At 64.5% G+C, this 26,111-nt stretch carries 25 protein-coding genes and 1 other RNA gene; 21 read left to right on the top strand and 5 right to left on the bottom strand.

The window, feature by feature from the left end; all coding sequences use genetic code 11:
- Positions 1-89 precede the first annotated feature (89 nt).
- The 7 genes from LDL32_RS07315 (at position 90) to LDL32_RS07285 (ending at position 8,297) form a co-directional block, all read left to right on the top strand.
- Positions 90-743, top strand: coding sequence for a gluconate 2-dehydrogenase subunit 3 family protein (locus LDL32_RS07315; protein ID WP_233065627.1), 654 nt, complete (start codon positions 90-92; stop codon positions 741-743).
- The gene (locus LDL32_RS07310; RefSeq protein WP_233065625.1) at positions 740-2,527 is read left to right on the top strand and encodes a GMC family oxidoreductase; all 1,788 of its coding nucleotides are present in this window, start codon (positions 740-742) and stop codon (positions 2,525-2,527) included. Before LDL32_RS07315 ends, LDL32_RS07310 begins: the two co-directional genes overlap by 4 nt.
- 5 nt (positions 2,528-2,532) lie before the next feature.
- Positions 2,533-3,858, top strand: a complete 1,326-nt coding sequence (locus tag LDL32_RS07305; RefSeq protein ID WP_370636657.1) for a c-type cytochrome — start codon at positions 2,533-2,535, stop codon at positions 3,856-3,858.
- A gap of 88 nt (positions 3,859-3,946) precedes the next feature.
- Positions 3,947-5,203: a major royal jelly family protein gene (locus LDL32_RS07300; protein ID WP_233068759.1), complete on the top strand. Its 1,257-nt coding sequence runs from the start codon at positions 3,947-3,949 to the stop codon at positions 5,201-5,203.
- A 12-nt stretch (positions 5,204-5,215) separates the two neighbouring features.
- Positions 5,216-5,521 (top strand): hypothetical protein, encoded by a 306-nt coding sequence (locus LDL32_RS07295; protein WP_233065622.1) that lies wholly within the window; start codon positions 5,216-5,218, stop codon positions 5,519-5,521.
- An 824-nt stretch (positions 5,522-6,345) separates the two neighbouring features.
- Entirely contained in the window at positions 6,346-7,422 is a 1,077-nt protein-coding gene (locus LDL32_RS07290) for a quinone-dependent dihydroorotate dehydrogenase (RefSeq protein ID WP_233065620.1), read from the top strand.
- Positions 7,422-8,297: a TIGR01459 family HAD-type hydrolase gene (locus tag LDL32_RS07285; RefSeq protein ID WP_233065618.1), complete on the top strand. Its 876-nt coding sequence runs from the start codon at positions 7,422-7,424 to the stop codon at positions 8,295-8,297. The genes LDL32_RS07290 and LDL32_RS07285 overlap by 1 nt, the downstream gene beginning before the upstream one ends.
- Before the next feature lie 15 nt (positions 8,298-8,312).
- Here LDL32_RS07285 and LDL32_RS07280 read toward each other — a convergent pair whose 3' ends face one another.
- Positions 8,313-8,897: a YqgE/AlgH family protein gene (locus LDL32_RS07280; protein WP_233065616.1), complete on the bottom strand. Its 585-nt coding sequence runs from the start codon at positions 8,895-8,897 to the stop codon at positions 8,313-8,315.
- Positions 8,898-9,028: 131 nt separating this feature from the next.
- On the opposite strand from LDL32_RS07280, the gene LDL32_RS07275 reads away from it, so the two are divergent.
- From LDL32_RS07275 to LDL32_RS07265, 3 genes are read left to right on the top strand one after another with little or no spacing between them, the layout of a single operon-like run.
- A complete protein-coding gene (locus LDL32_RS07275; RefSeq protein WP_233065615.1) occupies positions 9,029-9,787 on the top strand; it encodes an SDR family NAD(P)-dependent oxidoreductase in 759 nt (252 codons plus the stop codon).
- A 2-nt stretch (positions 9,788-9,789) separates the two neighbouring features.
- Positions 9,790-10,713 carry a polyphosphate kinase 2 family protein gene (locus tag LDL32_RS07270; RefSeq protein WP_233065613.1) on the top strand — a complete coding sequence of 308 codons (924 nt, stop codon included), beginning with the start codon at positions 9,790-9,792 and terminating at the stop codon, positions 10,711-10,713.
- Positions 10,714-10,768: 55 nt separating this feature from the next.
- On the top strand, positions 10,769-11,329 hold the full coding sequence (locus tag LDL32_RS07265) for a hypothetical protein (protein ID WP_233065611.1): 561 nt from the start codon (positions 10,769-10,771) through the stop codon (positions 11,327-11,329).
- Positions 11,330-11,435: 106 nt separating this feature from the next.
- Here the strand turns inward: LDL32_RS07265 and LDL32_RS07260 are convergent, their stop codons facing one another.
- The 3 genes from LDL32_RS07260 to clpS all read right to left on the bottom strand — a co-directional run bounded on the left by LDL32_RS07260 (position 11,436) and on the right by clpS (position 14,772).
- Positions 11,436-11,759: a YnfA family protein gene (locus LDL32_RS07260; RefSeq protein ID WP_233065609.1), complete on the bottom strand. Its 324-nt coding sequence runs from the start codon at positions 11,757-11,759 to the stop codon at positions 11,436-11,438.
- Positions 11,760-11,848: 89 nt separating this feature from the next.
- A complete protein-coding gene (gene clpA / locus LDL32_RS07255; RefSeq protein WP_233065607.1) occupies positions 11,849-14,179 on the bottom strand; it encodes an ATP-dependent Clp protease ATP-binding subunit ClpA in 2,331 nt (776 codons plus the stop codon).
- A gap of 161 nt (positions 14,180-14,340) precedes the next feature.
- Complete coding sequence (gene clpS / locus LDL32_RS07250) at positions 14,341-14,772, bottom strand: ATP-dependent Clp protease adapter ClpS (RefSeq protein WP_233065605.1); 432 nt, start codon at positions 14,770-14,772, stop codon at positions 14,341-14,343.
- Positions 14,773-15,030: 258 nt separating this feature from the next.
- On the opposite strand from clpS, the gene LDL32_RS07245 reads away from it, so the two are divergent.
- The 9 genes from LDL32_RS07245 (at position 15,031) to folB (ending at position 23,347) form a co-directional block, all read left to right on the top strand.
- Positions 15,031-16,149: a D-alanyl-D-alanine carboxypeptidase family protein gene (locus tag LDL32_RS07245; protein ID WP_233065603.1), complete on the top strand. Its 1,119-nt coding sequence runs from the start codon at positions 15,031-15,033 to the stop codon at positions 16,147-16,149.
- A gap of 133 nt (positions 16,150-16,282) precedes the next feature.
- The gene (map, locus tag LDL32_RS07240) at positions 16,283-17,089 is read left to right on the top strand and encodes a type I methionyl aminopeptidase (RefSeq protein WP_233065601.1); all 807 of its coding nucleotides are present in this window, start codon (positions 16,283-16,285) and stop codon (positions 17,087-17,089) included.
- 55 nt (positions 17,090-17,144) lie between these two features.
- Complete coding sequence (ggt, locus tag LDL32_RS07235; RefSeq protein ID WP_233065599.1) at positions 17,145-18,920, top strand: gamma-glutamyltransferase; 1,776 nt, start codon at positions 17,145-17,147, stop codon at positions 18,918-18,920.
- Between the two features lie 68 nt (positions 18,921-18,988).
- An RNA gene (gene ffs / locus LDL32_RS07230) (signal recognition particle sRNA small type) lies at positions 18,989-19,083 on the top strand.
- A 67-nt stretch (positions 19,084-19,150) separates the two neighbouring features.
- Entirely contained in the window at positions 19,151-21,178 is a 2,028-nt protein-coding gene (locus LDL32_RS07225) for a DNA polymerase III subunit gamma/tau (protein WP_233065597.1), read from the top strand.
- A 15-nt stretch (positions 21,179-21,193) separates the two neighbouring features.
- Complete coding sequence (locus LDL32_RS07220) at positions 21,194-21,517, top strand: YbaB/EbfC family nucleoid-associated protein (RefSeq protein WP_233065595.1); 324 nt, start codon at positions 21,194-21,196, stop codon at positions 21,515-21,517.
- 22 nt (positions 21,518-21,539) lie between these two features.
- Positions 21,540-22,136, top strand: a complete 597-nt coding sequence (gene recR / locus LDL32_RS07215) for a recombination mediator RecR (protein ID WP_233065593.1) — start codon at positions 21,540-21,542, stop codon at positions 22,134-22,136.
- Positions 22,133-22,918, top strand: a complete 786-nt coding sequence (locus LDL32_RS07210; protein WP_233065591.1) for an SDR family oxidoreductase — start codon at positions 22,133-22,135, stop codon at positions 22,916-22,918. The genes recR and LDL32_RS07210 overlap by 4 nt, the downstream gene beginning before the upstream one ends.
- Positions 22,919-22,945: 27 nt before the next feature.
- Positions 22,946-23,347: a dihydroneopterin aldolase gene (gene folB / locus LDL32_RS07205; protein ID WP_233065589.1), complete on the top strand. Its 402-nt coding sequence runs from the start codon at positions 22,946-22,948 to the stop codon at positions 23,345-23,347.
- A gap of 41 nt (positions 23,348-23,388) precedes the next feature.
- Here the strand turns inward: folB and LDL32_RS07200 are convergent, their stop codons facing one another.
- Positions 23,389-23,727 (bottom strand): TIGR02300 family protein, encoded by a 339-nt coding sequence (locus tag LDL32_RS07200; RefSeq protein WP_233068757.1) that lies wholly within the window; start codon positions 23,725-23,727, stop codon positions 23,389-23,391.
- 178 nt (positions 23,728-23,905) lie between these two features.
- Between LDL32_RS07200 and aroA the strand changes: the two genes are divergently transcribed.
- Positions 23,906-25,258 carry a 3-phosphoshikimate 1-carboxyvinyltransferase gene (gene aroA / locus LDL32_RS07195; protein WP_233065587.1) on the top strand — a complete coding sequence of 451 codons (1,353 nt, stop codon included), beginning with the start codon at positions 23,906-23,908 and terminating at the stop codon, positions 25,256-25,258.
- Positions 25,255-25,896, top strand: coding sequence for a d(CMP) kinase (locus LDL32_RS07190; RefSeq protein ID WP_233065585.1), 642 nt, complete (start codon positions 25,255-25,257; stop codon positions 25,894-25,896). The genes aroA and LDL32_RS07190 overlap by 4 nt, the downstream gene beginning before the upstream one ends.
- Positions 25,897-26,111 lie beyond the last annotated feature (215 nt).

Genomic DNA, 26,111 nt, shown 5'->3' with positions numbered 1-26,111 from the left:
GCCTGTCGGGACCATGTGGATATCATGCAGCGGGAAGAGATTTTTTGGGTACTGGCGGTTTACGGTTCACGTCGTCGCGGCGGCGATTTATGCAGGGACTGGCTTCAGCGGCGGCCTGCAGCACGGTCCTGACCTCATCCGGCCGGGCCGGTCCGGCGGGAAGGACACCATACAGCCCCCGGTTTTTCGATGCAGCCGAATGGGCGTTCCTTGTCGCCGCCTGTGACCGGCTTATTCCCGCCGATGCCAATGGCCCCGGTGCCGTGGCGCTGGATGTGCCGCGCTTCATTGACCGCCAGATGGATACCCCCTACGCCCATGGCGAGCAGTGGTACATGTCCGGTCCCTTCGTGCAGGGGCCGGACAATCTGGGCTACCAGCTGCCCTATGCCCCGCGTGACCTGTACAGACACGGCATCGCGGGCATGAACGCGCATGCCGCAACCCGGCATGGCCGGCCCTTTGCATCCCTGGCGCCCGCCGTTCAGGACGGCCTGCTGCAGGCCGCCGAAAAGGGCAGCCTGGTCTTTGGCGATATTCCCTCGGCCGTATTTTTTGATCAGTTGCTGGCCAATGTGATGGAAGGGGCCTTCAGTGACCCCATCCATGGCGGCAATACCGGGCTGGGTGGCTGGACCATGCTGGGCTTTCCCGGTGCGCGGGCCGATTTCATGGACTGGGTGGACCAGTACGGCGCCCATTACCCGCTGGGCAGTGTCTCCATTTCGGGAGAGAGGGCATGAGCACGGACGCACGCAGGCTTGACCCGGTTGATGTGGTGATCGTGGGCGGCGGCTGGGCCGGCAGCATCATGGCCAAGGAAATGACGGAGGCCGGGCGTTCGGTCGTGGTGCTGGAGCGTGGGCCGGACCGGGGCACGGCATCCGATGGTGCCTATCCTGCCTCGATTGACGAACTTGAGGGCAATTTCCGCTACAAACTGTTCCAGGACCTGTCCAAACACACAGTCACCATCCGCAACAACAGCCGGCAGGTCGCACTCCCCTATCGCCGCATGGCCGCCTTCCTGCCCGGTGAGGGGGTAGGCGGCGCGGGACTGCACTGGTCGGGCGTGCATTTCCGCATGCCACCCGATGACCTGCGCCTGCGCACGCGCGTGATCGAGAAATACGGCACGAAGTTCATACCCGAGGGGATGAACCTGCAGGATTATGGCGTGACGTATGAGGAACTCGAACCCTTTTTCGACAGGGCAGAGAAGGTGTTCGGCACATCGGGCGAGCCGTACAGGGTCAATGGCGAGGTGGTGGGGAAGGGCAATGTGTTCTCCCCCTCACGCTCGGACCATTTTCCACTGCCTGCACTCAAGGATGTCTATACCGCCCATCTGTTCCGCAAGTCGGCGGAGGAAGCGGGTTTCCACCCCTATTCCCTGCCCGCCGCCAATGCATCGCGCCAGTATGTCAATCCGTATGGCGCGCAGATGGGGCCGTGCAATTTCTGCGGCTACTGCAGCGGGTATGCCTGCTACATGTATTCCAAGGCCTCGCCCAATGTGAACATCCTGCCCGTCCTGCGCCGCCATCCGCTGTTTGAACTGCGCGCCAGTTGCAACGTGCTGAAGGTGGAACTGGATTCCGATGGCCGACGCGCCACGGGTGTCACCTATGCCGATGCCGAGGGCAACACCGTTACCCAGCCTGCCGAACTGGTCATCCTCAGTGCCTTCCAGTTCCATAACGTGCGGCTGATGCTGCTCTCGGGCATAGGCAGGCCGTACGACCCGGCCAGGAACGAAGGGGTGGTGGGGCGCAATTTCGTCTACCAGAACGTGACCACCAGCACCGTCTGGCTCGACCCGAAGGTCGAGACCAACCAGTATGTTGGCACGGGCGGCGGCGGCGTGGCGTTTGACGACTTCAACAGCGAGAACTTTGACCACGGGCCGCTGGGTTTCGTAGGCGGCTCGCCGGTATGGGTCAATCAGGCGGGTGTGAAGGCCATCGCGGCAGCCCAATCCGGCGGGCCGCCGGGCACGCCACGGTGGGGCAGTGCGTGGAAGGCGGGAATGATCGACACCTACCGCCATTCCCTGCGGATCGACGCGCACGGTGCCAACATGGCCTATCGGGATGTGTACCTGGACCTTGACCCGACATGGAAGGATGACCACGGCCAGCCGCTGCTACGCATGACATTTGACTGGAAAGACAACGACATCTGCATGAACCGCTACGTGGTCGACAAAATCGGTGATGTGGCGAAGGCCATGGGCGCGCGCCAGGTGCACCTGACCAGGCGGGAGTTCGGCAAGCCGTTCGATACACGGCATTACCAGACCACCCATCTGGGCGGCGGCGCGGTGATGGGAACGGACCCCGGCACCAGCGCGCTCAACCGCTACCTGCAGTCATGGGATGTGCATAACGTGTTTGTCATCGGGGCGAACGCTTTCCCGCAGGGGACGGGCTATAACCCGACCGGCATGGTCGCGGCCCTTGCGTACTGGGCGGCGCACCATATCCGCACCACCTATCTTGCCCATCCCGGGCCGCTGGCGGGATGAGGGGGATGAACGCGAGGACGGGGCGCTGGCTGCTGGTGCTGGCCGGGCTTGTGGCGGCTGCCGTGCCCGGTCGTGGCGCGCGGGCGGACGATGATGTGGTGGCGCGCGGCGAATACGTGGCCATTGCATCCGATTGCGGGGCCTGCCACACCGTGCCCGGTGGCGCGCCCTTTGCGGGCGGGCTTGCGTTCCACCTGCCTACTGGCACGCTGTACGCCCCCAACATCACCCCCGACCCGAAGGCGGGCATAGGCTCGTATTCGGAAGCCGAGTTCGCGCGCGCCCTGCAAAAGGGCATCCGTCGCGACGGGGCCAGCCTGTATCCGGCCATGCCCTATCCATCCTATGCGCGCATGACGGATGAGGACATGCATGCGCTGTACGCCTACTTCATGCACGGCGTGAAACCCGTGGGTACGCCGGTGGTGCAGGATGGCATGACATGGCCGCTGTCCATGCGCTGGCCGCTGGCCGTGTGGCGCTGGCTGTTTGCGCCCGACCCGCAGGATATCCGCCACGCGATGGCTGAACGCCAGTTCCCCGACCCGCTGGTGGCCCGTGGCAGCTATCTGGTCGAGGGGCCGGGCCATTGTGGCGCCTGCCACACGCCCCGCGCCATCACCATGCAGGAAAAGGCGCTGACGGCGCAGGATGGGCCGCTTTACCTGTCTGGCGGGGATGCGGTGGATGGCTGGCGGCCCGTCAGCCTGCGCGGCGAGGACCGCACGGGGCTGGGCCGTTGGAGCGAACAGGATATCACGCGCTTCCTTGCCACGGGTCGCATGCCGCTGGGGGCGGCCTTTGGCGGCATGACCGATGCCATTGGCCATGGCACCCAGCACATGACTGATGGGGACCGCCTGGCCATAGCCCGCTATCTCAAGACCCTGTCGCCCACCGCGCCGGCCGTGGCGGGGGGCTGGACCTATGACCCGGCAGCCAGCCAGGCGCTGCATGGGGGGGATGTATCGGCCCGTGGCGCGCGGCTGTATGTGGACAGCTGTGCCGCCTGCCACCGCACCGACGGACGCGGTTACCCCACGACCTTCCCGCCGCTGGCGGGCAACCCGGTGGTGATGGACACGGCCCCCGACTCCCTCATCCGCATCGTGCTGGAGGGCAATACGCTGCGCGCGACGCGGCAGGCGCCCTCCGCTTTTGTCATGCCCGGCTTTGCCGCGCGCATGGATGATGCGGCGGTGGCTGATACGGTCACCTTCATCCGGGCGGCATGGGGCAACAATGCGCCCGCCGTCACCGCAGCCGATGTGGGCAGGGTCCGCCGCACCCTCTCGCCCGAGCATCCGCCAGCGTCCCTGCCCATGAACTGATTGTGAAGAGCCGCGCGCGCCACGCCCGGTTGCCCTGCACGCACGGGCTTGCATGAATGGGCGGCAGGCAGCGCGCACGGGGGGAATGATGACAATGTCCATGCACAGGTGGGGCAGGCCGGGTGCCATCGTGTCACTGCTGGTGGCGCTGGGTGGCGTGGCACAGGCGGCCCCGCCCGCACCGGCGGTAACCAACCGGGACCATGGCATCGCCTCCTCCGGCCCGTTCGAGGTCGTGGCCCGGTTCGAGGGGCCGGGGCCATCGGGCGTTGCGGTCACCCATGGGCGGGTGTTCGTGGGCTTTCCCCGCCATGCGGTCAACCACAGGGGGGCAACGCTGGCGGAACTCAAGGACGGCAGGCTTTATCCCTATCCCGATGCGGCGCACAGCATGCCCTCCGACCGCCCGGCGGCGGACAGGCTCATGTCCATCCACGGCATGACCACCGATACGCAGGGCCGCCTGTGGGCCATTGATGATGGCAAGCTGGCGGGCCAGCCGCTGGCACCGGGGGCGGCCAAGGTCATCGGGATCGATCCGGCCACCAACCGCATCTTTGCCAGCATCGTGCTGCACGCGCCCACCCTGCTGCCCGACAGCCACATGAACGACCTGCGCGTCGACCTGACCCATGGGGCGCAGGGCACGGTCTATGTCACCGATTCCTCGTTCGGCATGTCACCTGCCCTTGTGGTGGTGGATATTGCTACCGGCCGCCAGCGCCGGGTGCTGGCCGACCACCCTTCCATCAAGGCCGAGCGCGGCTTCATGGCGGTGGTGGAAGGACGACCGCTGGTGTTCGACCCGCCACGGCACCCGCCTGCCTTCGTATGGGGCGGGGTGGATGGCATCACCCTCTCGCCCGATCAGAGCACGCTGTATTACAGCCAGTTGACCGGCAGGCGGCTGTACAGCATTCCCACCAGCCTGCTGTCCGATTTTTCCAGGGATGATGCAGGGCTTGCCGCCGGTATCCGTGACCTGGGGGAAAAGGGCGTGGCCGACGGGCTGGCCAATGATGCGCAGGGGCGCATCTATACCACCAATTTCGAGCACGATGCCATTTTCCGCCGTAATACCGATGGTTCGTTCGATACCATGGTGCACGACCCGCGCATCCTCTCGCCTGATGGCATATTTGTTGACGGTGGCATGGTCTACTGCACGCTGGGGCAGTGGAACCGGCTGGGCGGGATGAACGGTGGGCATGACCTGCGGGTGCCGCCCTATTACCTGATCCGCTTCCCTACCGATCAGGCCCCTGCGGTGGATGCCTCGAAACCCGCACCGGACCAGTCGGGCGACCGGTCGGACGGAATGGCCCATGACACATTGAATAAGTAAAGTAAGCGATCAATGGCAAAATATAAGGTAACTGATTACCATGAGCTGGATGATCGGGATGAATATGATGCTGAAGTCATCATAAATGGAGATAATATATCCATATCATATATAGGGGTATCAGGTATCGGTTATGATATCTGGTCTGGAAAAAAGATGGATGGGGAATATTATATACTGGATAAAGAAAACTCCCCGTCTTCAAAAGCCATATTGTTTTCAACCAACAAAACAACAAACAGTATATTGCAAGGCAGTTTCCGGGATGAAGAATGTGTTGGCATGTGGAAATTCATATTAGACGCAGACAATACGTAATCCGGTATCGGAGCCGGATTGGCGGCGGGCTGGAAATCCTGTCCTTGCAGGGTTTTGCCGGCAGCACGCATGTCCTGGCCAGCCTGTGCCCACAGGGGCGGAATGACGGGCCGGGGGAACATGACCGGTTGCCGGTGCCATGGTCTGGTCAGCACCGCTGAACCGGCCTTTCAGCGGAATATCGCCCAACAACCGGACATAAAGCGGGATCCATCCCGCAAGGCCATCGGAAGGCAACCAGCCTGTAAATGTGCAGTGTCGCGGGTGATGGTTCTGGCATGCCGCCCTCAGGCGGGCGTACCGCTTCGATAGGCAGGAGCGCTAGTGTCGTACCAATCCGGGCCGTAACCATAAAGGCATGATACTCCCGGGCGGTGCCGTTGTCGTGCCATGCTTGGGATATGATGGGTTTTGTTCGCGCCGGAGCATTGGTCGGCTCTGCAGGAATGAGGGCATCTGGCGCGATGGCCGGGACATTTGTGCCATCATGCGGACAATGGGCAGATTGCGCGGGCAGCAGACCGGGAAAGGGGACCGACAGGGCTGCCCGGGCTGCGCAAACCGTGCCTGCAGGGGTCATTACGGTTGCGGCCATCAGGCGTGCAGACGGTCCTGTCATGAAATGATTTCCCTGCTCCAGCTTCCGTTTGTCCCGCCGGATATGGGGCAGCATTTCCAAATCCCGCCAATGCCCCGCCCATGGTCAGGCCATTGGCGGCACCGTTACGCTCTTTTGTCCCGCCTGCCGTAATGTGGGGGGATGCAGCCCTGACAGGGGTGGTTCCCCCTTTCCCCCGGCGCGGAATTGCGGCAACATTTTCAGCATGAATATTATGTCGCGCCTGATTCTGCCGCTGATGCGCCGCCTGGACCCCGAGGTCGCCCATCGTATCGCCCTTGATGCCCTGCACCTTGGTCTGGGCGGGGTCGTTCGTCCCGGCAATGATGATCCGGCCCTGTCGGTACGGGCCATGGGGCTGCGTTTTCCAAACCCCATCGGCATGGCGGCGGGCTTTGACAAGAATGCCCAGGTTGTCCGCCCGCTGGCGCGCTCGGGTTTCGGGTTTGTGGAGGCCGGGACCGTCACACCCCGCCCGCAGCCGGGCAACCCGCAGCCGCGCCTGTTCCGCCTGACGCAGGACCGCGCCATCATCAATCGCATGGGCTTCAACAATCAGGGTATCGACCGTTTTGCCGTGCGCATGGCGCGGCTGCATCGCGTATCCTCGCCGCGCCGCGCACCGGCGGGTGCGCGCGTACCGGTGGGGGCCAATCTTGGCATCAACAAGACCGGCGCCGACCCCGAGCGCGATTACCCGATGCTGGTCGGGCGCGTGAAGCATTATGCCGATTACATTGTCATCAACCTTTCATCCCCCAACACGCCGGGGCTGCGTGACCTGCTGGAGGCCTCGCGGCTGAAGGGCATTCTGGATGCGATCAGCGCCGCCCACCCCGAACGGCCGCCGCTGCTGGTCAAGCTCTCGCCCGATATCGCGCATGATGACGTGCCCGCCGTGGTCGAGGCCGCCATTGCGGGCGGCGTGCAGGGGCTGATCGTGTCCAACACCACCATCTCGCGCCCGGCCGGGCTGCTCGGCCCCCATGCGGATGAGACGGGGGGCCTGTCCGGTCGCCCGCTGCGTGCGCTGGCACAGGACATGCTGGCACGCGTGGCGAAGGTTGCTGCCGGACGCGTGGCGCTGGTGGCATGTGGCGGGATCGAAACCGGGGCCGACATCGTGGACCGCGTGCGCATGGGTGCCGATCTGGTGCAGGTCTATACCGCGTATGTGTATGAAGGACCGGCAATCCTCGATCGCCTGAAGGCCGAGACCCGCCGCGCCCTGCGCGCCCATGGTTTCGAGACACTGGCCGATGCCAGGGGGACGGCGCTGTGATGAAGTGGCATGACGGGCTGGCCAGCCTGAATGGCGATTATGACGGCTATATCGTTGATCTGTGGGGTGTGGTGCATAACGGTGTCGCACCCTATCCCGGTGTGCTGGACTGCCTGCGGCACATGCGCGCGGCGGGCCGTCGCGTGGTGCTGCTGTCCAATGCGCCACGTCGGACGGCAACGGTGGAACCGGGACTGCGCCGGATGGGCGTGAGCGCCGATCTTTATGATGGCATCATGACCAGTGGCGAATGCACGCATCGCCTGCTGGCCGCGCGCACCGACCCGTGGTTTGCGCGGCTTGGCCGCCGCATGATCCATCTTGGCCCCGACCGGGACGTTGATATCCATGCCGGGCTGGATGTTGATGTCGTGACCGACCCGGCGCAGGCTGATTTCGTGCTCAATACCGGCCCCGATGCGGCATTGGGGGAGGAAGACGTCACCCCGTACCTGCCGCTGCTGGAGCAGTGTGTGGCGCATGGACTGCCCATGGTCTGTGCCAATCCCGACCAGCAGGTCATCCGGGGCACCCAGCGCCTGATCTGCGCGGGTGCGATGGCAAGCTGGTATGAAGCGCATGATGGCGCGGTGCGCTGGATCGGCAAGCCCTATCCGGAAGTCTATGAACTGGCGCTGTCACTGCTGGACGTGCCGCGCGCACGCGTTCTGGCGCTGGGTGACGCACTGGCGACCGACATGCGTGGTGCGAAAACCGCCGGTATTGACGGCTGCTGGGTGCTGGGTGGCATCCATCAGGAAATGCTGGGTGGCAGCTGGGCAGAAGGGCGCAATCCGGATCATGACCTGGCGGTGGCCGAAGCCACGGCCGCCGGGCTGGCCCCGGCGGCCTGCGTGCCCTCGCTGCGCTGGTAGGCAGGCCCGGCCGGATCAGGCGTGGCCGGCCGCCATGCTGTACCATGCGGGGTCGATCTGCACGCTGGCCAGGGCCTGCCGCCATTTGGCATTGTAGTCGGGGCCGAACACGATGGCTTTGGTTGCGGGCGCGGCGACCCATGCGTCATGATGCAGCATCTCTTCTTCCAGCTGTCCCGCGTCCCAGCTTGCGTGACCCATGGCCAGCAGGGCATTGCTGGGGCCATTGCCATCAGCAATGTCGCGCAGCACATCCAGGCTTGCGGTCAGCGTGGTGGTGCGGTCCACCGGCAGGCTGCCGTCACCACTCCAGTCCGATGTATGAAGCACGAAGCCGCGCCCGTTATCCATCGGGCCGCCCGCGCACAGGTTGATGCGCCGGCGGGGTGGCACGGGGGCAATGCCAAGCTGTTCAAGCACGTCATCCAGCACCGGCTGGGACAGACGGCGGTTGACGACAAGGCCCATCGCCCCGTCCTCGGGCGTGTGGGCACACAGGTAGACGACACTGCGCGCGAAGGCAGGGTCGGTCAGGGCAGGGGTGGCCACCAGAAGGTGACCGGTCAGGCTGCAGCCTGGAGTTGTCGTGAATGAAGCCATGCACCACCATAGAACCGGATTTGACCTGATTTGCAACCATTTCAGGTACGGGATCGCTTGATATCCATCCCACCCATGACGGGAGCATGCCGATATGCAAGGCTGCCCCGTACCCCAGCAGGAGAAGCACGATGCAGCAGATTGCACTGGTAACCGGAGCAACCGCCGGATTTGGCAAGGCAATTGCCGAACGCCTCGTCCAGGATGGCTACCGGGTCATCGCGACCGGGCGCAGGCAGGAACGGCTTGATGAACTGGCGGCACGCCTTGGTCCCGACCTGCTGCCCTTTCGCCTGGACATGAATGATGCCGCAGCCATTGCAGGGATGCCAGCCAGCCTGCCAGCCGACTGGCGCGATGTGGATGTGCTGATCAACAACGCAGGCCTGGCGCTGGGCATGGAAAAGGCGCAGGAGGCCGATATCGCCAACTGGCAGACCATGATCTCCACCAATATCACCGGCATGGTGGAACTGACCCGCGTGCTGCTGCCGGGCATGGTGGCGCGCGACCGGGGCCATGTCATTGCGCTGGGCAGCACGGCGGCTATCTACCCTTACACGGGTGGCAACGTGTACGGGGCGACCAAGGCCTTTGTCCGCCAGTTCACCCGCAACCTGCGCTGTGACCTGCTGGGGAACAACGTGCGTGTCACCAACCTTGAACCCGGCCTGTGCGGGGGGAGTGAGTTCAGTAACGTGCGCCTGCGTGATGATGCGAAGGCGGCGGCCGTGTACGAAGGCACCAAGCCCCTGCTGCCGGCCGATATTGCCGAGACGGTAGCGTGGGTGCTTTCCCTGCCGCGCCACGTCAACATCAACGAGATCGAACTCATGCCTACCTGTCAGGCCGCCGGTGGCCTGTCGGTCGCACGTGGCATGAAGGACTGAGTATGCCCAAAAAAAATACCTCCAATAAGCTTGCCCGCCGTTTCACCGTTCATAATGGCCATGATTTCTCCCTTGCCGCCTGCCCCACCCGGGCGGCGGAAGCCTGTGGGCTGGACAAGAAAACCGGCAAGCAGTTGCTCAGGGAGCGTATTGGCCGTCTCTCCCAGTTGCAGTCGCTCCTGTATGCCAATGGAACATGGTCGCTGCTGGTCGTGCTGCAGGCACTCGACGCGGGTGGCAAGGATGGCGTGATCAAGCATGTCATGTCCGGCATCAACCCGCAGGGTGTCAGTGTTACGTCGTTCAAGCAGCCCGGGCCGGTCGAACTGTCGCATGGCTATCTGTGGCGCGAGCATCTTGCCGCCCCCGCGGCGGGACGCATCGGCATCTTCAACCGCAGCCATTACGAGGAAGTGCTGGTCACCCGCGTGCATCCCGAACTGCTGGAGCACGAATGCCTGCCACCCACCCTGCGGCACAAGTCCACCTTCTGGGAAGACCGCTACCACGATATCAACCATTTCGAGCGCTATCTGGCGCGGCAGGGTACGCTGGTACTCAAATTTTTCCTGCACCTGTCCAAGGAAGAACAGCGCAGGCGCTTCCTGCGCCGGATCGAGCACCGCACCAAGAACTGGAAGTTCTCGCCCTCCGATATCCATGAGCGGCAGTACTGGGATGACTATCAGCGTGCCTATGAGGAGGCGATCCGCCGTACCGCCCACCCCGATGCGCCATGGGTTGTCGTGCCGGCCGACCAGAAATGGTTTGAACGCCTGGTAGTGATCGAGGCCATTATCGACGCACTGGAAAAGCTGCACCTGAAGATGCCCGCATCCGACCCTGCCATGGAGCAGGAAATGGAAAAGGCCCGCAGGCAGCTTGAGGCCGAAGCCCCGAAATCCGGTAACAGCGCCCTGCATTGACGCACCGGCCCACACCCCGCAAAAGATTGTGATCTTGCATGAAGGGAGCACAATGATGGCAGCGACACGCTGGCCGCTACGCGGGGTAATGGGGCTTGCGGCCCTTCTGGCGGTGCAGGGCGCGCTTGCGCCCGCCGCCCATGCCCGTCACCACCGCCACCGGCACGAAGCGCGTGAGGAAAGTGCGCAGATCGGCGGGGAAGGGAAGGAAAAGGCACAGCCCATAGCCAGCCCCGTGCCCGAGTCCTGTGATAACAGCAAATTCCTGACGGATCTGAAGGCCGAGGAAAGCGCACAGACCCCCCATCCCGACCGGGTCGAGCATGTATGCGGGCGTGTGATCACGGTTTCCGCCGCAAAGCGGACCCGCAGCGGGCTGCATGGTTATTTCTATGTTGATGTGGGGCAGGGTGTGTCCATTCGCATCGTATCCGATCTGGACCGTATGACCGCGCCCACATGGCCATGGGTGGCCAAGGGCGACCAGACCGATGTGCTGGGACGCTATTACTATGATAACCCGCAGAGCCAGGGAATCGACTGGACCCACCATGGCACCGGCAAAAGCTGGCCGGTTGAAGGCTATGTGGTGGTTAACGGGACCCGGTATCAGTAAAAAGAAGAATAAAAGTTTTTGGGGCCGCCTTTTTCAAAAAGGCGGCGTCTTTTTTAAGCTTTTTGAAAAAAGCTTCGCCAGAAACGTCTCTCTGATTTACAGGCGTTCAGCCACGCGGGGCTAGCAGGATGATCGCCGCCCCCACCAGGCAGATGGCCGCCCCGCCCAGATCCCACCGGTCGGGTGGCAGGCCCTCCACCAGCCATGACCAGATCAGGCTGGCAGCAATATAGACACCACCATAAATGGCATAGGCCCGGCCCGCATTATCGGCCGGGCTGAAGGTCAGCAGCCATGCGAACAGCACCAGTGAAAGACAGCCCGGCACCAGCACCAGCGCCGATCGGCCAAGGCGCATCCATGCCCAGAAACAGAAGCAGCCACCAATTTCAGCAAAAGCAGCGGGAACGTAGATCAGTGCGGTGAGCATGGGTTCTTTCGGGATGGTACACATAAAAACAGGGATCATTTCTGATCCCTGTCCTTATCAGTTCTGTAGGAAATGCGGAATGGATGGCGTCAGTCCGCCGCTTCCTCCTCACGCGTGCTGTCGCCTTCATCGCCTTCGGCGGCAGCATTTTTTGCATGGGAGATGTATTCGAAATCCAGCTTGCCATCCTTGAGCGAGATCTTGGCCACCCCGCCATTGGCCAGCTTGCCGAACAGAAGTTCCTCCGCCAGCGGCTTCTTGATGTTTTCCTGAATGACACGGCCCAGCGGGCGTGCGCCATACAGGCGGTCGTAACCACGCTCGGCCAGCCATTCGCGCGCGGCGGACGAGATTTCGATCATCACGTTACGGTCCGCCAGCTGCGCTTCCAGCTGGAAGATGAACTTCTCCACCACCCGGTCCACCACATGCGGCGAGAGGTTGGCAAAGGGAATGATCGCATCCAGCCGGTTGCGGAACTCCGGCGTGAACAGGCGCTTGATCGCATCCTCGTCCTCGCCTTCACGCGAGGTGCGGCCAAAGCCGATCGCCTCCTTGCTCAGATCCGCGGCACCCGCATTGGTCGTCATGATCAGGACCACGTTGCGGAAGTCCACCGTCTTGCCGTTATGGTCGGTCAGGCGCCCGTGATCCATCACCTGCAGCAGCACGTTGTACAGGTCCTGGTGTGCCTTCTCGATTTCATCCAGCAGCAGGACCGCATGCGGGTGCTGGTCGATGGCATCGGTCAGCAGGCCACCCTGGTCAAAGCCGACATAGCCCGGCGGCGCGCCGATCAGGCGCGAGATCGAATGCCGCTCCATGTATTCGGACATGTCGAAGCGGATCAGTTCGATTCCCAGCGTGCTGGCAAGCTGCTTGGCCACTTCCGTCTTGCCCACGCCCGTGGGGCCGGAGAACAGGTAGTTGCCAATCGGCTTTTCCGGATCACGCAGCCCGGCACGTGACAGCTTGATCGCGGCAGTCAGGGCCTCGATCGCCTTGTCCTGCCCGTAAACCATGCCCTTGAGGTCACGCTCGAGCGAACGCAGCGTTTCCTTGTCATCGGACGACACGCTCTTGGGCGGAATACGCGCGATCTTGGCGACGATATCCTCCACATCCTTCAGCGTGACCGTCTTGCGGCGGCGGTTTTCAGGCACCAGCATGCGTGATGCCCCGACCTCGTCAATCACGTCGATGGCCTTGTCCGGCAGCTTGCGGTCATGGATGTACTTGGCAGCCAGTTCCACCGCACCCCGGATCGCGTCATCGGTGTAGCGCACCTTGTGGTGCTTTTCGTAATTGACCTTCAGCCCGCGCAGGATCTTGACCGCATCATCGACCGAAGGCTCCGCCACATCGATTTTCTGGAACCGGCGCACCAGGGCGCGGTCCTTCTCGAAATGCTGGCGGTATTCCTTGTACGTGGTCGAACCCATGCAGCGCAGCGTGCCTGCAGCCAGGGCCGGCTTGAGCAGGTTGGACGCATCCATCGCCCCGCCCGAAGTGGCACCCGCGCCGATGACCGTATGGATTTCATCAATGAACAGGATGGAGCCGGGGTTGTTGTCCAGTTCGGTCACCACCGCCTTCAGCCGTTCCTCGAAATCACCGCGGTAACGGGTGCCCGCCAGCAGCGCGCCCATGTCCAGCGAATAGATCGTGGAATTGAGCAGCTCTTCCGGCACGTCACCTTCGACAATGCGCTTGGCAAGCCCTTCGGCAATGGCGGTCTTGCCCACGCCGGGATCACCCACATAAAGCGGGTTGTTCTTGGTGCGGCGGCACAGGATCTGGATCGTGCGCTCGATTTCGGAGTCGCGGCCGATCAGCGGGTCGACCTTGCCCGCCTGCGCCTTTTCATTGAGGTTGGTGCAGTAGGTGGACAGCGCATCCTGGCTTTTCTGCCCGGTCTTTCCGCGTTCCTCGGTTTCGTTCCCTTCCGGCGGGCTGCCCGCCACCGGGCGGCGCGTGGAGCGGTCCGGGGCCTTGGCAATGCCGTGGGAGATGAAGTTCACCGCGTCCAGCCGCGTCATGTCCTGCAGCTGCAGGAAATACACCGCATGGCTCTCGCGCTCGGCAAACAGGGCCACGAGCACGTTCGCACCCGTCACCTCGTCCCGTCCGGTTGACTGGACGTGGATCGCGGCACGCTGGATCACGCGCTGGAAGGCGGCCGTGGGCTTGGGATCAACGGTACGGTCCGCAGCCAGACCGGCGAGATCCTTGTCCAGGAATTCGGTCAGGTCGGTGCGCAGCTTGTTCAGGTCGACCCCGCAGGCGCGGAATACCGTTACGGCATCCGGGTCATCGATCAGGGCGAGCAGGAGATGTTCAAGCGTTGCGTATTCGTGCCGGCGGTCGCCGGCCAGTGTCAGCGCACGGTGAAGCGTCTGTTCAAGATTACGTGACAACATGCCGAGACGCTCCTTTTCCAGATGGGGCCAGCATGGCCCCGGAGATCATAACCGGTAAGTCAGGACAATCCTTGTCCCGTTGCGGGCGAAATGCCAGCACAAAATGGCTGGGTGTGTGATCGGGCCGCGGCGGGGGGTGCAAGATGTGCTTGTCCGTCGGGTCAGTCCTTCTCGATGGTGCATTGCAGCGGGTGCTGGTTCTGGCGGGCCAGATCCATCACCTGTGTTACCTTGGTTTCCGCGACTTCATACGTAAAGACCCCGCACACACCGACCCCACGTTTGTGAACGTGCAGCATGATGTCTGTCGCTTCCTCGCGGTTTTTCTGGAAAAAACGTTCCAGCACATGCACCACGAATTCCATGGGCGTGTAGTCGTCGTTGAGCATCAGCACCTTGTACATCGCCGGCTTGCGGGTCTGCGGGCGGGTGTGGATGACCACGTCGATCATGCCGTCGTCATTGCCGGGGGGAGTGTCCTGCCCCCCGTTGCGGCGCGGCGGCGTATTGCCGCCATGACCGTGCGGGCGCGTGCCTGACCTTGCAGGCCATGACACGGAACGGGACAGGGAGGAACGAGCATCAGCAGACATGACAGGTACCATATTGGAACTTTGCCACCGGTTGAAAGGGGTAAGGCTGCATGGAGACAAGGATTTTTTTGCGTCCGGCTTCATGGCCTCCATCCTTCCGCCATGATGGGAATGGAAATACGCTCTGGACGAATAGAAAACCTTTCTTTTAGAATGGTTGCAGACCAGCAACCCGTAAATGGAATGGAGGGATGTGCGGTGATGCCGCATGTCCGGAGGCCATATGACTGACATTGCACGCGCAGGTTTCCCCATCATATGAGCCGCTTTCCCATCCGCTCCTTCCTGCATCTCAAGGTCACGGCAACCGTGGGGCTGTGTATCGGCCTTGGTGGCATGCACGCCGCCCGCGCCCAGTATGCGGGGCAGATCAGCTCCATCGTGGTGGATGCGCGCACCGGCGCCGTACTGTCCCAGCAGGACCCGGACCTGCGGCGCTACCCCGCCAGCCTTACCAAGCTTATGACGCTGTACCTGACTTTCAAGGCCGTGCGGACCGGACAGGTCATGCTGGACGCGGCAATGCCGGTTTCCGTTCATGCCGCATCCATGGAACCCTCCAAGCTGGGCCTGCGGCCCGGTTCGTCGCTTACGGTCGAGCAGGCGGTCCTGGCGCTTGTTACCAAGTCTGCCAATGACGCGGCCTGCGCGCTGGGTGAATTCCTGGGCGGCGGGGACGAAACCCGCTTCGCCGCGATGATGACGCGTGAGGCAGGCCGGCTGGGCATGTACGATACCGTGTTCCGCAATGCCTCCGGCCTGCCGAATCCGGAGCAGATGACCTCGGCGCGCGATCTTGCCACCCTCGCGCGGCACCTGATCGTCGATTATGGGGAATACTACCATTACTTCGCGGTGCCCGGCTTCTATTTTCATGGCCATGCGGTACCCAACCATGACCCCATGCTGGGGGCCTATCCCGGTGCCGACGGTCTCAAGACCGGCTACACGGATGAGGCGGGGCACAATCTCGTCACTTCCGCCGTGCGTGAGAACGTGCGTCTGATCGGGGTGGTGATGGGGGCGAAGTCCAACGGCCGCCGCAACACCACCATGGCGGAACTGCTCGATGCCAGCTTCCAGGCCGAGGGCGTGGCACCCGCCGACCTGCACCCGCTGGTACTGGCGCGTGCCCAGGCAGCGCATGCGGCGTGGGGCAGGCGTGGCGCGCAGGGTACGACAAGCCTTGCTTCCGCCCGGCTGCACGCCACAAGGCCGATGGAAGTGGCCGAGGCGCCGGGCATTCCCGCCTCCTACACCCGTATCCGGCGCGGGCATGGTATGGTCGTGCATGTGCATCCGGCACCGGTTCGTGCCCATGTGCATCTGGTCAGCATGGGGCATGTGGCCCACACCACCCACAAAGCCCGAAGCTGACAGCGCGCGACAGGCGCGGTATAGAAAGCAGCATCCATCCGGTGCGCCCGGCCTGAAGGGCGGGCGTGCTCCTGTTGTCCCTTCATGACTGCGGGCGGGTGGTCATGTGTCGAGTACAGGAAAGGATCACGCCATGGAAGGCGACATGCGGGGCGGCGGAATCCAGCTCCATTCCCCAGAGGATTTTGCCGGTATGCGCGCGGCCGGGCAACTGGCCGCCCGCACGCTGGACATGATCACGCCGCATGTGCGCGAAGGGGTCACCACGGCCACGCTGGACCGGCTGATCCACGATTTCATGGTCGAGAACGGGTCGGTCCCGGCCACGCTGGGCTACAGGGGATATCCGGCATCCAGCTGCATCTCGATCAACCATGTCGTCTGCCATGGCATACCGGGTGAGCGCGCGCTGAAGGATGGCGATATCCTCAACATCGACGTGACCGTCATCCTTGATGGCTGGTACGGGGATACCAGCCGCATGTACACGGTCGGCAGGATTCCCATAAAGGCCCAGAAGCTGATCGAGGCGACTTACGAGTCCCTCATGCTGTCCATCGATGCCGTGCGCCCGGGAGCGACGCTGGGGGATATCGGGCATATCATCCAGACCTATGCCGAAGCGCGCCGGTTTTCGGTGGTGGAGGATTTCTGTGGCCATGGAATCGGCCGTACCTTCCACGCGCCACCCAACGTGCTGCATTACGGCCGCCCCGGTGAGGGGCTGGTCCTGCGTCCGGGCATGTTCTTCACCATCGAGCCTATGCTCAATGCGGGCCGTCCTGATGTGAAGATCCTTGAGGATGGCTGGACTGCCGTGACCCGTGACCGGTCCCTGTCCGCGCAGTTCGAGCACATGCTTGGCGTGACCGAGGACGGATGCGAGGTTTTCACACTCTCCCCCGCAGGCTTTACCTGCCCGCCCTATCCGGCGGCATGAGCCGTGTCCCCACCGTGGGGAACGGCTAACAGGGACAATCAGGAACGGAGCCTTCATGCCTTTTTCCGGCAACCTGCGGTATTGCGCGGTTTTTCTTGCCTGCCTTGCACCCGCCGCCCCCATGGCGATCGGGGCGACGGTCGTTGACCCGCTGGCCTTTGAAACCACACCCGGCGGGCAGGCCGTGGGGCTTGCCCCCGTGCCGGGCCGCAATGGCATGGTGGTGAGCGCGCAGGATATAGCTTCCCACGTAGGGGCGGACATCCTGGCGCGTGGCGGCAATGCGGTGGATGCCGCCGTGGCGGTGGGCTATGCTATGGCCGTGGTCTATCCTGCCGCCGGCAATATCGGGGGTGGGGGATTCATGACCCTCCGCACGCCCGATGGCCATGTCACGTTCCTTGATTTCCGGGAACATGCGCCCGGCGCCGCAACCCCGGACATGTACCAGGACGGGTCGGGGCATGTCATTGCCAGTGCCTCCATAACCGGCTGGAAGGCCGTGGCCATTCCCGGCACGGTGGCGGGGATGGAGCAGGTGCATGACCGCTGGGGAAAGCTGCCGCGCGCGGATGTGATGGCCCCGGCCATAGCCCTGGCACGCGATGGCTTTGTTCTCAAGCCAAGCGATGTTGACCTGCTGCATACGTCCACCGCCGTCTTTGCCAGGGACCCGTATGCCCGCAGGATCTTCCTGCATGCCGATGGCACGCCGCTTGCGGTGGGCGAGAAGCTGGTCCAGTCCGACCTGGCCCGCACGCTGGAACGTATCGCACGCGATGGCGCGCGCGCCTTCTATGAAGGTCCGATTGCAAGGGAAATCGTAAGGAGCAGCAGAAAAGGCGGCGGCATCCTGTCGCGCCGGGACTTTGCCAGCTATCATACCCGGGTGATGGCGCCGCTCTCATGCGAATACAGGGGCTATCATATCGATACCGCGCCACCACCCAGCGGTGGCGGCGTTGCGTTGTGCGAGATGCTGAACATCCTGTCCGGCTATGACATGCATGCCCTCGGGCTGCATACGGCCCCGGCGGTGCAGCGCGAGGTCGAAGCCATGCGCCACGCCTATGCCGACCGGCAGGACCTGGGTGATCCGGCATTTGTCACCAATCCCGTGGCCCATCTGGTCGACCCGGACTATGCGCGGCAGGTCCGCCAGCACCTGCCCACCGGTCACGCCGTCTCCTCCGGCAGTCTCCACCCCGGCATGCCGGAAGGCGAAAAGGAGGAAACCACCCATTATTCCATTGCCGACCGTGACGGGATGACCGTGGCCGTGACCTATACGCTCAACGGCTGGTTCGGCGCGGGTGTCGTGGCGGGGCGCACGGGCATCGTCATGAATGACGAGATGGATGACTTCTCCAGCCAGCCGGGCGCGCCGAACATGTTCGGCATCGTCGGCAGCACGGCCAATGCGATCGCGCCGGGCAAGACGCCGCTTTCCTCCATGACACCGACCATTGTCTCGCGCGCGGGCCAGCCGGTCATGGTGGTGGGCAGCCCGGGCGGGTCGCGCATTCCAACCATCGTGCTGTCGGTAATGCTGGGCATGGTCGATTACGGGCTGGACGTGCAGCAGGCGGTTGACCTGCCGCGCATCCATGAACAGTGGCAGCCCGACGTGGTGCAGGTGGAAAAGGGCGCGCTGTCCCCAGCCGTGGTGCGCACCCTGACGCATGAGGGCTACACAATCGAGGAACATGCCCCGTGGGGCGTGGCCGAGAGCATTCTTGCCGGTGGGCCGCGCATCGGCCGGGTGGGGCAGGCGCGTTATTATGGCGGGGCCGACATGCGTCACCAGTCCGGTGCCGCCGTAGGGGAGTAAGGGCAGGGACACTATTTTTTGCAACGCCCCTTGTGCATGGGGCGGGTGTATGTGTTAGAACCCGCTCGGGAGATCGGTTGTAGACGGATACCTTGCTAACCTGGTCAGGTCCGGAAGGAAGCAGCCGTAGTAAGTTTCGTCCGGGTTATGGCCGGTCTTCCACCTGCAAGTTTCCGTGTTGCCATCGTAGCCCGTTCATGATGGCCACTATCTCCAGCCCGGATGCATCAATGACCGTCCCGTCGGATCAGGATCGTTCCGAGGAGGCCGGGCTGCCTGCACCGCCAGCAGATGGCCCCGGCCTGTTTGGTGACGCACCGCAGTCATCCGCTGCGCCCGCCATGCCGGATGCAGCCCCCGCCGCACCCTACCGGGTGCTGGCCCGCAAATACCGCCCCACCACATTTGATGACCTGATCGGGCAGGAAACCACCGTCCGTATCCTGCGCAACGCCTTTGCGCAGGGGCGGGTGGCGCATGCGTTCATGCTGACGGGCGTGCGCGGCGTGGGCAAGACCACCACGGCCCGCATCATCGCGCGCGCGCTCAACTGCACCGGGCCGGATGGCACCGGCGGCCCCACGGCGGACCCGTGCGGCGTGTGTCCCAACTGTGTCGCGATCCTGGCGGACAGGCACCCCGATGTGCTGGAAATCGACGCCGCATCCCGCACGGGCGTGGATGACGTGCGCGAAATCATCGAGGCGACCCGCTTCCGTCCCATGCAGGGGCGCATGAAGGTCTTCATCATCGATGAAGTCCACATGCTCTCACGCAACGCGTTCAATGCGCTGCTCAAGACGCTGGAGGAGCCGCCGCCACAGGTCACCTTCATTTTCGCCACCACCGAACTGCGCAAGGTGCTGGTGACCGTGCTGTCACGGTGCCAGACCTTCGCGCTGCGCCGCGTGCCGCAGGTGGAACTGGCCGCGCATTTCGACCGTGTGGCGCAGGCGGAGCATGTGCGTTTCAGTGCCGATGCGCTGGCCCTGATCGCGCGCGCGGCCGACGGGTCGGTGCGAGATGGACTTTCGCTGCTGGACCAGGCCATTGCGCAGGGCACGCTGGATGGAGAGGGCGGCGCCGATGCCGCCCCCATCGGGGTGGATCTGGTGTCGGGCATGCTGGGGCTGGCGGATCGCGAACTGGTGTTCGACCTGCTGGAGGCCGTGCTGGAAGGTCGCGCCGACCGTGCGCTGGACATCACGGATGATGTGTACATGCGTGGTGGCGATCTTGGCGTCATGCTGGGCGACATGCTGGAACTCGTGCATACCGTCTCGCGCATCAAGGCCATTCCCGCCCTGCGTGACAACCCCGAAATGCCGGAGGCCGAACGCCAGCGGGGTGCCGCACTGGCCGCGCGGGTGCCGGTGCCGGTACTGGGGCGGACATGGCAGATGCTGCTCAAGGGCGTTGCCGAAGTCGAGCAGGCGCCCGACCGCAGGCAGGCGGCGGACATGGTGCTGATCCGCCTGTGCTACGTGGCCGACCTGCCCCCACCGGGCGATGTGGTGCGCAAGGTACTGGGGCAGGACGGGCCTGCAGCGCCGATACAGGCCACCACCCCTGCCCCGGCAGCCCCGCAGGGACATGACGCGCCCTCCGCCGCAGCCGGCATGCAGGCGCATGGGGGGGCGGCCAGCGCGCCGCCTGCGGGCGGAGCGGAAATCCGCATGGTGGCCAATGGCGGCATGCGGGTGGAAGGCCCCTCCGATCCCGCCCCGCGGCAGGGGAGGGTGGAGGCGACCGAACCCGCCCGGCCTCCTGCGGCACCGCCGCGTACATGGCGCGAGACCGTGGCCTTTATCTCGGGCCGCGACGCTATGCTGCATGGCCACCTGCGGCATGCGACCCACCTTGTCTCCTTCAGCCCGCCAGTGATCGAGATCCGGGTGGAGCGCAACAGCCTGCCCGGCCTGGCCCGACGGCTGGAAGCGCTGCTGCGGGAGGGCACGGGCGACGGGACATGGCAGGTCCGCCAGTCCGAGGCCAGGGGCGAGCCCACGCTGGCCGAGCAGGGGGCGGAAATCATCCAGCTCCACCGCGTGGCGGCCGAGGCCCACCCGCTGGTGCAGGCGGCGATGCAGGTCTTTCCCACCGCCCGACTGGGTGAAGTCACCGATCATGCGCTAGATGATTACGGCCTGCCGCCGGAAGACATGGCAGACCGGAATCTGGTGCCCGATCTCGAATTCGCGCCTCTCGATGCCGATCTGGTAGAAGAGGATGATCTGGATACCGATGATTTTGTTTGAGGAGATACACGGAACATGAAAAATCTTGCCGGACTTATGAAGCAGGCGACCCAGATGCAGGCCCGCATGGAAGAAATGCAGGCCAAGCTGGAAACCATGACCATCGAAGGCAGCGCGGGCGCTGGCATGGTCACCCTTACCATGAATGGCAAGGGTGACATGAAATCAATCACCATTGACCCCAAGCTGGCCGATCCGGCTGAAATGGAAATGCTGCAGGACCTGATCCTTGCCGCCAGCGCCGACGCCCGCAAGAAGCTCGACGCCAGCGCCAGCGAGGAAATGAAGAAGGTCACAGGCGGGCTGAACCTGCCCGGGGGCATGAAATTCCCGTTCTGATCACCTGTCCGGAGGGGCATGAATGAGCGGCAGGGGGGAGATTGACCGGCTGGTGACCCTGCTCGGCCGCCTGCCGGGGCTGGGGCCGCGTTCGGCCCGGCGCGCGGCGCTGGCCCTGCTGCGCCAGCCCCATGCACGCATGCTGCCGCTGGCACAGGCCATGGAGCAGGCGGCGCGCGCGGTGCGGACATGCTCGCGCTGCGGCAATCTTGATACCACCGACCCGTGTGGCATCTGCACGGACCCCGCGCGTGATGACGGGCTGGTCTGCGTGGTGGAAAACGTGGGTGACCTGTGGGCGCTGGAGCGTGCCGGCGTACACAGGGGCGTGTACCTGGTGCTGGGTGGCACCCTGTCCGCCCTGTCCGGTGTCGGGCCGGATGACCTGAATGTCCAGCCGTTGCTGGACCGCATTGCCGCCGGTGGCGTGCGGGAGGTCATCCTTGCGCTGGGCACCACGGTTGAGGGGGCGACCACCATGCACTGGCTGCATGAACGCCTGGCGCGTTTTGACGTGCAGGTCAGCCGTGTCGGGCAGGGCGTGCCCGTGGGTGGCGCGCTGGATGTGCTGGATGATGGCACGCTGGCCGCCGCCATCATGGCGCGCAGGCCCGCATGAACCCGCCCATGTCATGGCCCGTGCCGCAGGATGTGCCGCGCGTGGCGCTGGTGACCGGCGGGGCCGCGCGCCTTGGCCGCGCCATTGCGCTGGAACTGGCGCGCGCGGGATTTGACGTGGCCCTGCACTGCAACCGCTCGCTGCAGGACGCGCACGGAACGGTGGACGAAATCCGCGCACTGGGCCGCAATGTGCACCTGATGCAGGCCGATCTGTCGTGCGAGGCTTCGGTACCCCCCCTGCTGGCGCAGGCAACGCATGCCCTGGGGACGGTTGGCGTGCTGGTGAACAATGCCAGCCTGTTCCGCCGCGATGAATGGGATACCGTCACGCGTGAGGGCTGGGATGCCCATATGGAACCCAATACCCGCGCGCCGTTCGTGCTGATGCAGGAATTCGCCCGCCTGCTGCCCGCCCATGCCGCGGGCATGGTGCTGAACATGCTGGACGAGCGGGTGTGGTCGCTCACCCCGCACTTTGTCAGCTATACCGTCTCCAAGGCGGCGTTATGGACCCTGACCCAGACCATGGCGCTGGCGCTGGCGCCGCGCAATATCCGGGTCAATGCCATTGGCCCCGGCCCGGTGCTGCCCACCCCTGTTCAGACGGCGGAACAGTTTGCCCGGCAATGCGCCTCCGTACCGCTGGGGCGTGTTGCAACGCCGGATGAGATTGCCCGCGCGGCTCTCTCGCTGCTCTGCCTGCCATCCGTGACGGGGCAGATGCTGGCACTGGACGGGGGCCAGCACATGCAGTGGTCGCCCGCGCCCATACGCGCCTGAACCCTTTCCCGATCGACTGGAACCGTCATGTCCCTGCTGCCGCCATGGAACGAACCCGAACCGCTGCGCTGCCTGTTCGTGCGCAACATGGTGCTTGACGCCAATATAGGGGTCTTCGCGCATGAGCAGGGGGTGACCCAGCGCATCCGGGTCAACGTGGCTTTTGGCGTGGTGGACGGTACGACGCTGGATGTGGGGCCGGACGATCTGGACCGCACCGTATCATATGAACGTGTGGTGCTGCTGGTACGCGAACTGGTGGCGCAGGGGCATGTCGCGCTGGTGGAGACGCTGGCCGAGCGGATCGCCGCGGGCGTGCTGGCCGACAGGCGCGTACGCATCACACGCGTAAGCGTGGAAAAGCTCGACATCTTCGACGATGCCGAATCGGTCGGCGTCGAGATCGAACGCCGCAGCCGCGCAGGCTGATGCACGATGGCCCGGAGCCTGCGCCCCGGGCCCGAAGCGCATCAGTTGTCGTGATCGTCCTTGTCGGTCTTCACGTCGATGTCGGCGCTGCTGATGTCATCATCATCGTCATCGTCCAGCCCGGCATCCTCGGACAGGACGGCATCGGCGTCCTCATCCGCATCCGCGTCCAGATCGACATCGACGTCGTTGTCCAGCGTGTCGTCACTGGTCTTGGGCTTGGATTCGGGTGCCGGTTCCGCCGGGCGGCGCACGCGCGGCAGTTCCACGGGCTGTTCAGCACCGCATTTTGGGCAGATCGCCGGATTCTTGTTCAGATCGTAGAAACGGGCGCTGCAGGAGACACAGACACGTTTGGTGCCGAGGTTGGACTGAGCCATCTTGAACCTGTCGATCCTGTTCTGAATGATGAATGGAGCCACGATATCCGGAAGTGGCAAAAGGCGCAGCCCCATGCCAGTTTGTGCGCCACCTGTCAAACATGGCGGCATGTGCCGGCAGGGGATCATGCCGATCTGTGATTGACTTTGCCACCCGGAATACGGAATTGGATGCGTTATGAAAACCGATCATGCTCCTTCCTCCGTCCGCGCGCTGACGGTTACCGCCCCGCGTGCGCCCCTGTCCGGTTCGGTCAATGTGCCGGGTGACAAGTCGATCAGCCACCGTTCGCTGATGTTTTCCGCCCTGGCACGCGGCACGACGCACATCACCGGCCTGCTGGAAGGCGAGGACGTGCTGCGCACCGCCGATGCCATGCGCGCACTGGGTGCGGACATGACCCGCAACGGCCCGGGTGATTGGACGGTGCAGGGCTGCGGGCTGGATGGGCTGCGTGAACCGGCCGACGTGCTGGACATGGGCAATTCGGGCACGGCGGCCCGCCTGCTGTCGGGCATTCTGGCAAGCCACGGCTTCACCTCCGTCATGACGGGGGATGCCAGCCTGCGTGGCCGCCCGATGAAGCGCGTCATGGACCCGCTGGCCGCCACGGGGGCCACTTTCCTGTCACGCCAGGGCGGGCGGCTGCCGCTGGCCATTGCGGGCAGCGCCAGTCCGCCGCCGCTGTCCTACCGGCTGCCGGTGGCGTCCGCGCAGGTCAAGTCCGCCGTGCTGCTGGCGGGCCTGAACGCGGTGGGCGAGACCCGGGTGGAAGAACCCGTGGCCACCCGCGACCATACGGAAAACATGCTCCGTCATTTCGGTGCCACCGTGCGGGTGGAACCCATGGGGGCCGGCGGCCGCGTCATCACGCTGCAGGGGCGGCCGGATCTGGTGGCGCGCGACATCGTGGTGCCGGGTGATCCGTCTTCGGCGGCCTTCGTGCTGGCGGCGGCGCTGCTTGTGCCCGGATCCAGGGTCAGTGTGCGCGGTGTGGGCCTGAACCCGCTGCGGACCGGGCTGTTCACGTCCCTGCGGGAAATGGGGGCGGACCTCGTCATCAGCAACGAGCGCGTGGAAGGGGGCGAGCCGGTGGGCGACCTGACCGCCACGGCTGGCAGCCTGCATGGCGTGGACGTGCCCGCTACCCGTGCGCCGTCCATGATTGACGAATACCCCGTCCTTGCGGTGGTCGCGGCCCATGCCACCGGGCAGTCGCGCTTTCGCGGGCTGGAGGAACTGCGTGTGAAGGAAAGTGACCGTCTGGCCGCGACCGTCGCGCTGCTGGAAGCCAATGGCATTCGTGTCGACGTGGTGGGCGATGACATGATCGTGCACGGCACGGGTGGCGCCATTCCCGGTGGCGGGCTGGTCCGCACCCACATGGACCACCGGCTGGCCATGAGCGCCATCGTCATGGGGCTGGCGGCGGCCCGGCCCGTTTCGGTGGATGACACGGCTTTCATCGACACCAGCTTCCCCGGTTTCGTGACACTCATGAACAGCATCGGCGCAGGGCTGGGGGCATGACGCGGCGGCTGGTCATCGCGGTTGACGGGCCTGCCGCCGCGGGCAAGGGCACGCTGGCACGCCGGCTGGCACAGGCGTTGGGCCTGCCCTATCTGGATACGGGGCTGCTCTACCGCGCGACGGGCCGGCGCATGATCGACGCGGGGCTGGACCCCGCCACGGCCCCGGCAGAGGAATTTGCCGCCACCGTGGGGCTGGAAGACCTGCGGCGTACCGACCTGCGCGTGCCGGAGGTGGACCGCGCGGCCAGCCTTGTGGCCAGCCAGGCCGCCGTGCGGCGCACGCTGGTGGATGTGCAGCGCCGCTTTGCGGGCGCGCATGGCGCGGTGCTGGACGGGCGCGACATCGGCACGGTCATCTTTCCCGATGCAACGGTCAAGCTGTTCATCACCGCATCGCCGCGCACCCGTGCCGAACGGCGGTGGGAACAGATGGCTCCCGATCCCGACGTGCCGGACCGCGCTGAACAGATCGCCCGCGTGGAGCGCGAGATCGCGGCGCGCGACGCCGCGGACTCCGGCCGCGCGGTCGCCCCCCTGCGGGCGGCGCAGGATGCCGTGCATATCGAGACCGACCAGCTGAGCGCCGATGAAGTGCTGGCCGAGGCGCTCCGGGTCGTGGCGCGCATGACGCGCTGATGCGCTTTTATGCGGGAACCATGTGCCACGGTCATGGTTTTTATTGACATGCGCCACCCATAGGGTGTCTGTGCACAACGGTATACCCTGATGCGCCCGGCGCATGGGGTGTTGCGTTCATTTTGGCCGTCAGGCGTGCCACGACCGTGTCGGGGCATTTCTCGCCGGGCAAGTCGTTCCCATGGTTCCGCGCAGGCGGGCAGGCGGGGGCGCAG

The sequence above is a fragment of the Komagataeibacter sp. FNDCF1 genome, from assembly GCF_021295335.1.
In the GTDB taxonomy this organism is placed as follows: domain Bacteria; phylum Pseudomonadota; class Alphaproteobacteria; order Acetobacterales; family Acetobacteraceae; genus Komagataeibacter.
This window is presented reverse-complemented; position numbering and strand designations above follow the sequence as displayed.

Bases quoted from the DNA above. Each gene is read 5' to 3' on its own strand.
- LDL32_RS07285 (WP_233065618.1), top strand. From the start codon at position 7,422: ATGAAGTGGCATGACGGGCTGGCCAGCCTGAATGGCGATTATGACGGC.
- LDL32_RS07210 (WP_233065591.1), top strand. From the start codon at position 22,133: ATGAACCCGCCCATGTCATGGCCCGTGCCGCAGGATGTGCCGCGCGTG.
- LDL32_RS07245 (WP_233065603.1), top strand. From the start codon at position 15,031: ATGAGCCGCTTTCCCATCCGCTCCTTCCTGCATCTCAAGGTCACGGCA.
- LDL32_RS07275 (WP_233065615.1), top strand. From the start codon at position 9,029: ATGCAGCAGATTGCACTGGTAACCGGAGCAACCGCCGGATTTGGCAAG.
- LDL32_RS07295 (WP_233065622.1), top strand. From the start codon at position 5,216: ATGGCAAAATATAAGGTAACTGATTACCATGAGCTGGATGATCGGGAT.
- LDL32_RS07190 (WP_233065585.1), top strand. From the start codon at position 25,255: ATGACGCGGCGGCTGGTCATCGCGGTTGACGGGCCTGCCGCCGCGGGC.
- LDL32_RS07265 (WP_233065611.1), top strand. From the start codon at position 10,769: ATGGCAGCGACACGCTGGCCGCTACGCGGGGTAATGGGGCTTGCGGCC.
- LDL32_RS07220 (WP_233065595.1), top strand. From the start codon at position 21,194: ATGAAAAATCTTGCCGGACTTATGAAGCAGGCGACCCAGATGCAGGCC.
- aroA (WP_233065587.1), top strand. From the start codon at position 23,906: ATGAAAACCGATCATGCTCCTTCCTCCGTCCGCGCGCTGACGGTTACC.
- recR (WP_233065593.1), top strand. From the start codon at position 21,540: ATGAGCGGCAGGGGGGAGATTGACCGGCTGGTGACCCTGCTCGGCCGC.
- LDL32_RS07270 (WP_233065613.1), top strand. From the start codon at position 9,790: ATGCCCAAAAAAAATACCTCCAATAAGCTTGCCCGCCGTTTCACCGTT.
- ggt (WP_233065599.1), top strand. From the start codon at position 17,145: ATGCCTTTTTCCGGCAACCTGCGGTATTGCGCGGTTTTTCTTGCCTGC.
- clpA (WP_233065607.1), bottom strand. From the start codon at position 14,179: ATGTTGTCACGTAATCTTGAACAGACGCTTCACCGTGCGCTGACACTG.
- clpS (WP_233065605.1), bottom strand. From the start codon at position 14,772: ATGTCTGCTGATGCTCGTTCCTCCCTGTCCCGTTCCGTGTCATGGCCT.
- folB (WP_233065589.1), top strand. From the start codon at position 22,946: ATGTCCCTGCTGCCGCCATGGAACGAACCCGAACCGCTGCGCTGCCTG.
- map (WP_233065601.1), top strand. From the start codon at position 16,283: ATGGAAGGCGACATGCGGGGCGGCGGAATCCAGCTCCATTCCCCAGAG.
- LDL32_RS07260 (WP_233065609.1), bottom strand. From the start codon at position 11,759: ATGCTCACCGCACTGATCTACGTTCCCGCTGCTTTTGCTGAAATTGGT.
- LDL32_RS07305 (WP_370636657.1), top strand. From the start codon at position 2,533: ATGAACGCGAGGACGGGGCGCTGGCTGCTGGTGCTGGCCGGGCTTGTG.
- LDL32_RS07280 (WP_233065616.1), bottom strand. From the start codon at position 8,897: ATGGCTTCATTCACGACAACTCCAGGCTGCAGCCTGACCGGTCACCTT.
- LDL32_RS07225 (WP_233065597.1), top strand. From the start codon at position 19,151: ATGACCGTCCCGTCGGATCAGGATCGTTCCGAGGAGGCCGGGCTGCCT.
- LDL32_RS07315 (WP_233065627.1), top strand. From the start codon at position 90: ATGCAGGGACTGGCTTCAGCGGCGGCCTGCAGCACGGTCCTGACCTCA.
- LDL32_RS07300 (WP_233068759.1), top strand. From the start codon at position 3,947: ATGACAATGTCCATGCACAGGTGGGGCAGGCCGGGTGCCATCGTGTCA.
- LDL32_RS07200 (WP_233068757.1), bottom strand. From the start codon at position 23,727: ATGGCTCAGTCCAACCTCGGCACCAAACGTGTCTGTGTCTCCTGCAGC.
- LDL32_RS07290 (WP_233065620.1), top strand. From the start codon at position 6,346: ATGAATATTATGTCGCGCCTGATTCTGCCGCTGATGCGCCGCCTGGAC.
- LDL32_RS07310 (WP_233065625.1), top strand. From the start codon at position 740: ATGAGCACGGACGCACGCAGGCTTGACCCGGTTGATGTGGTGATCGTG.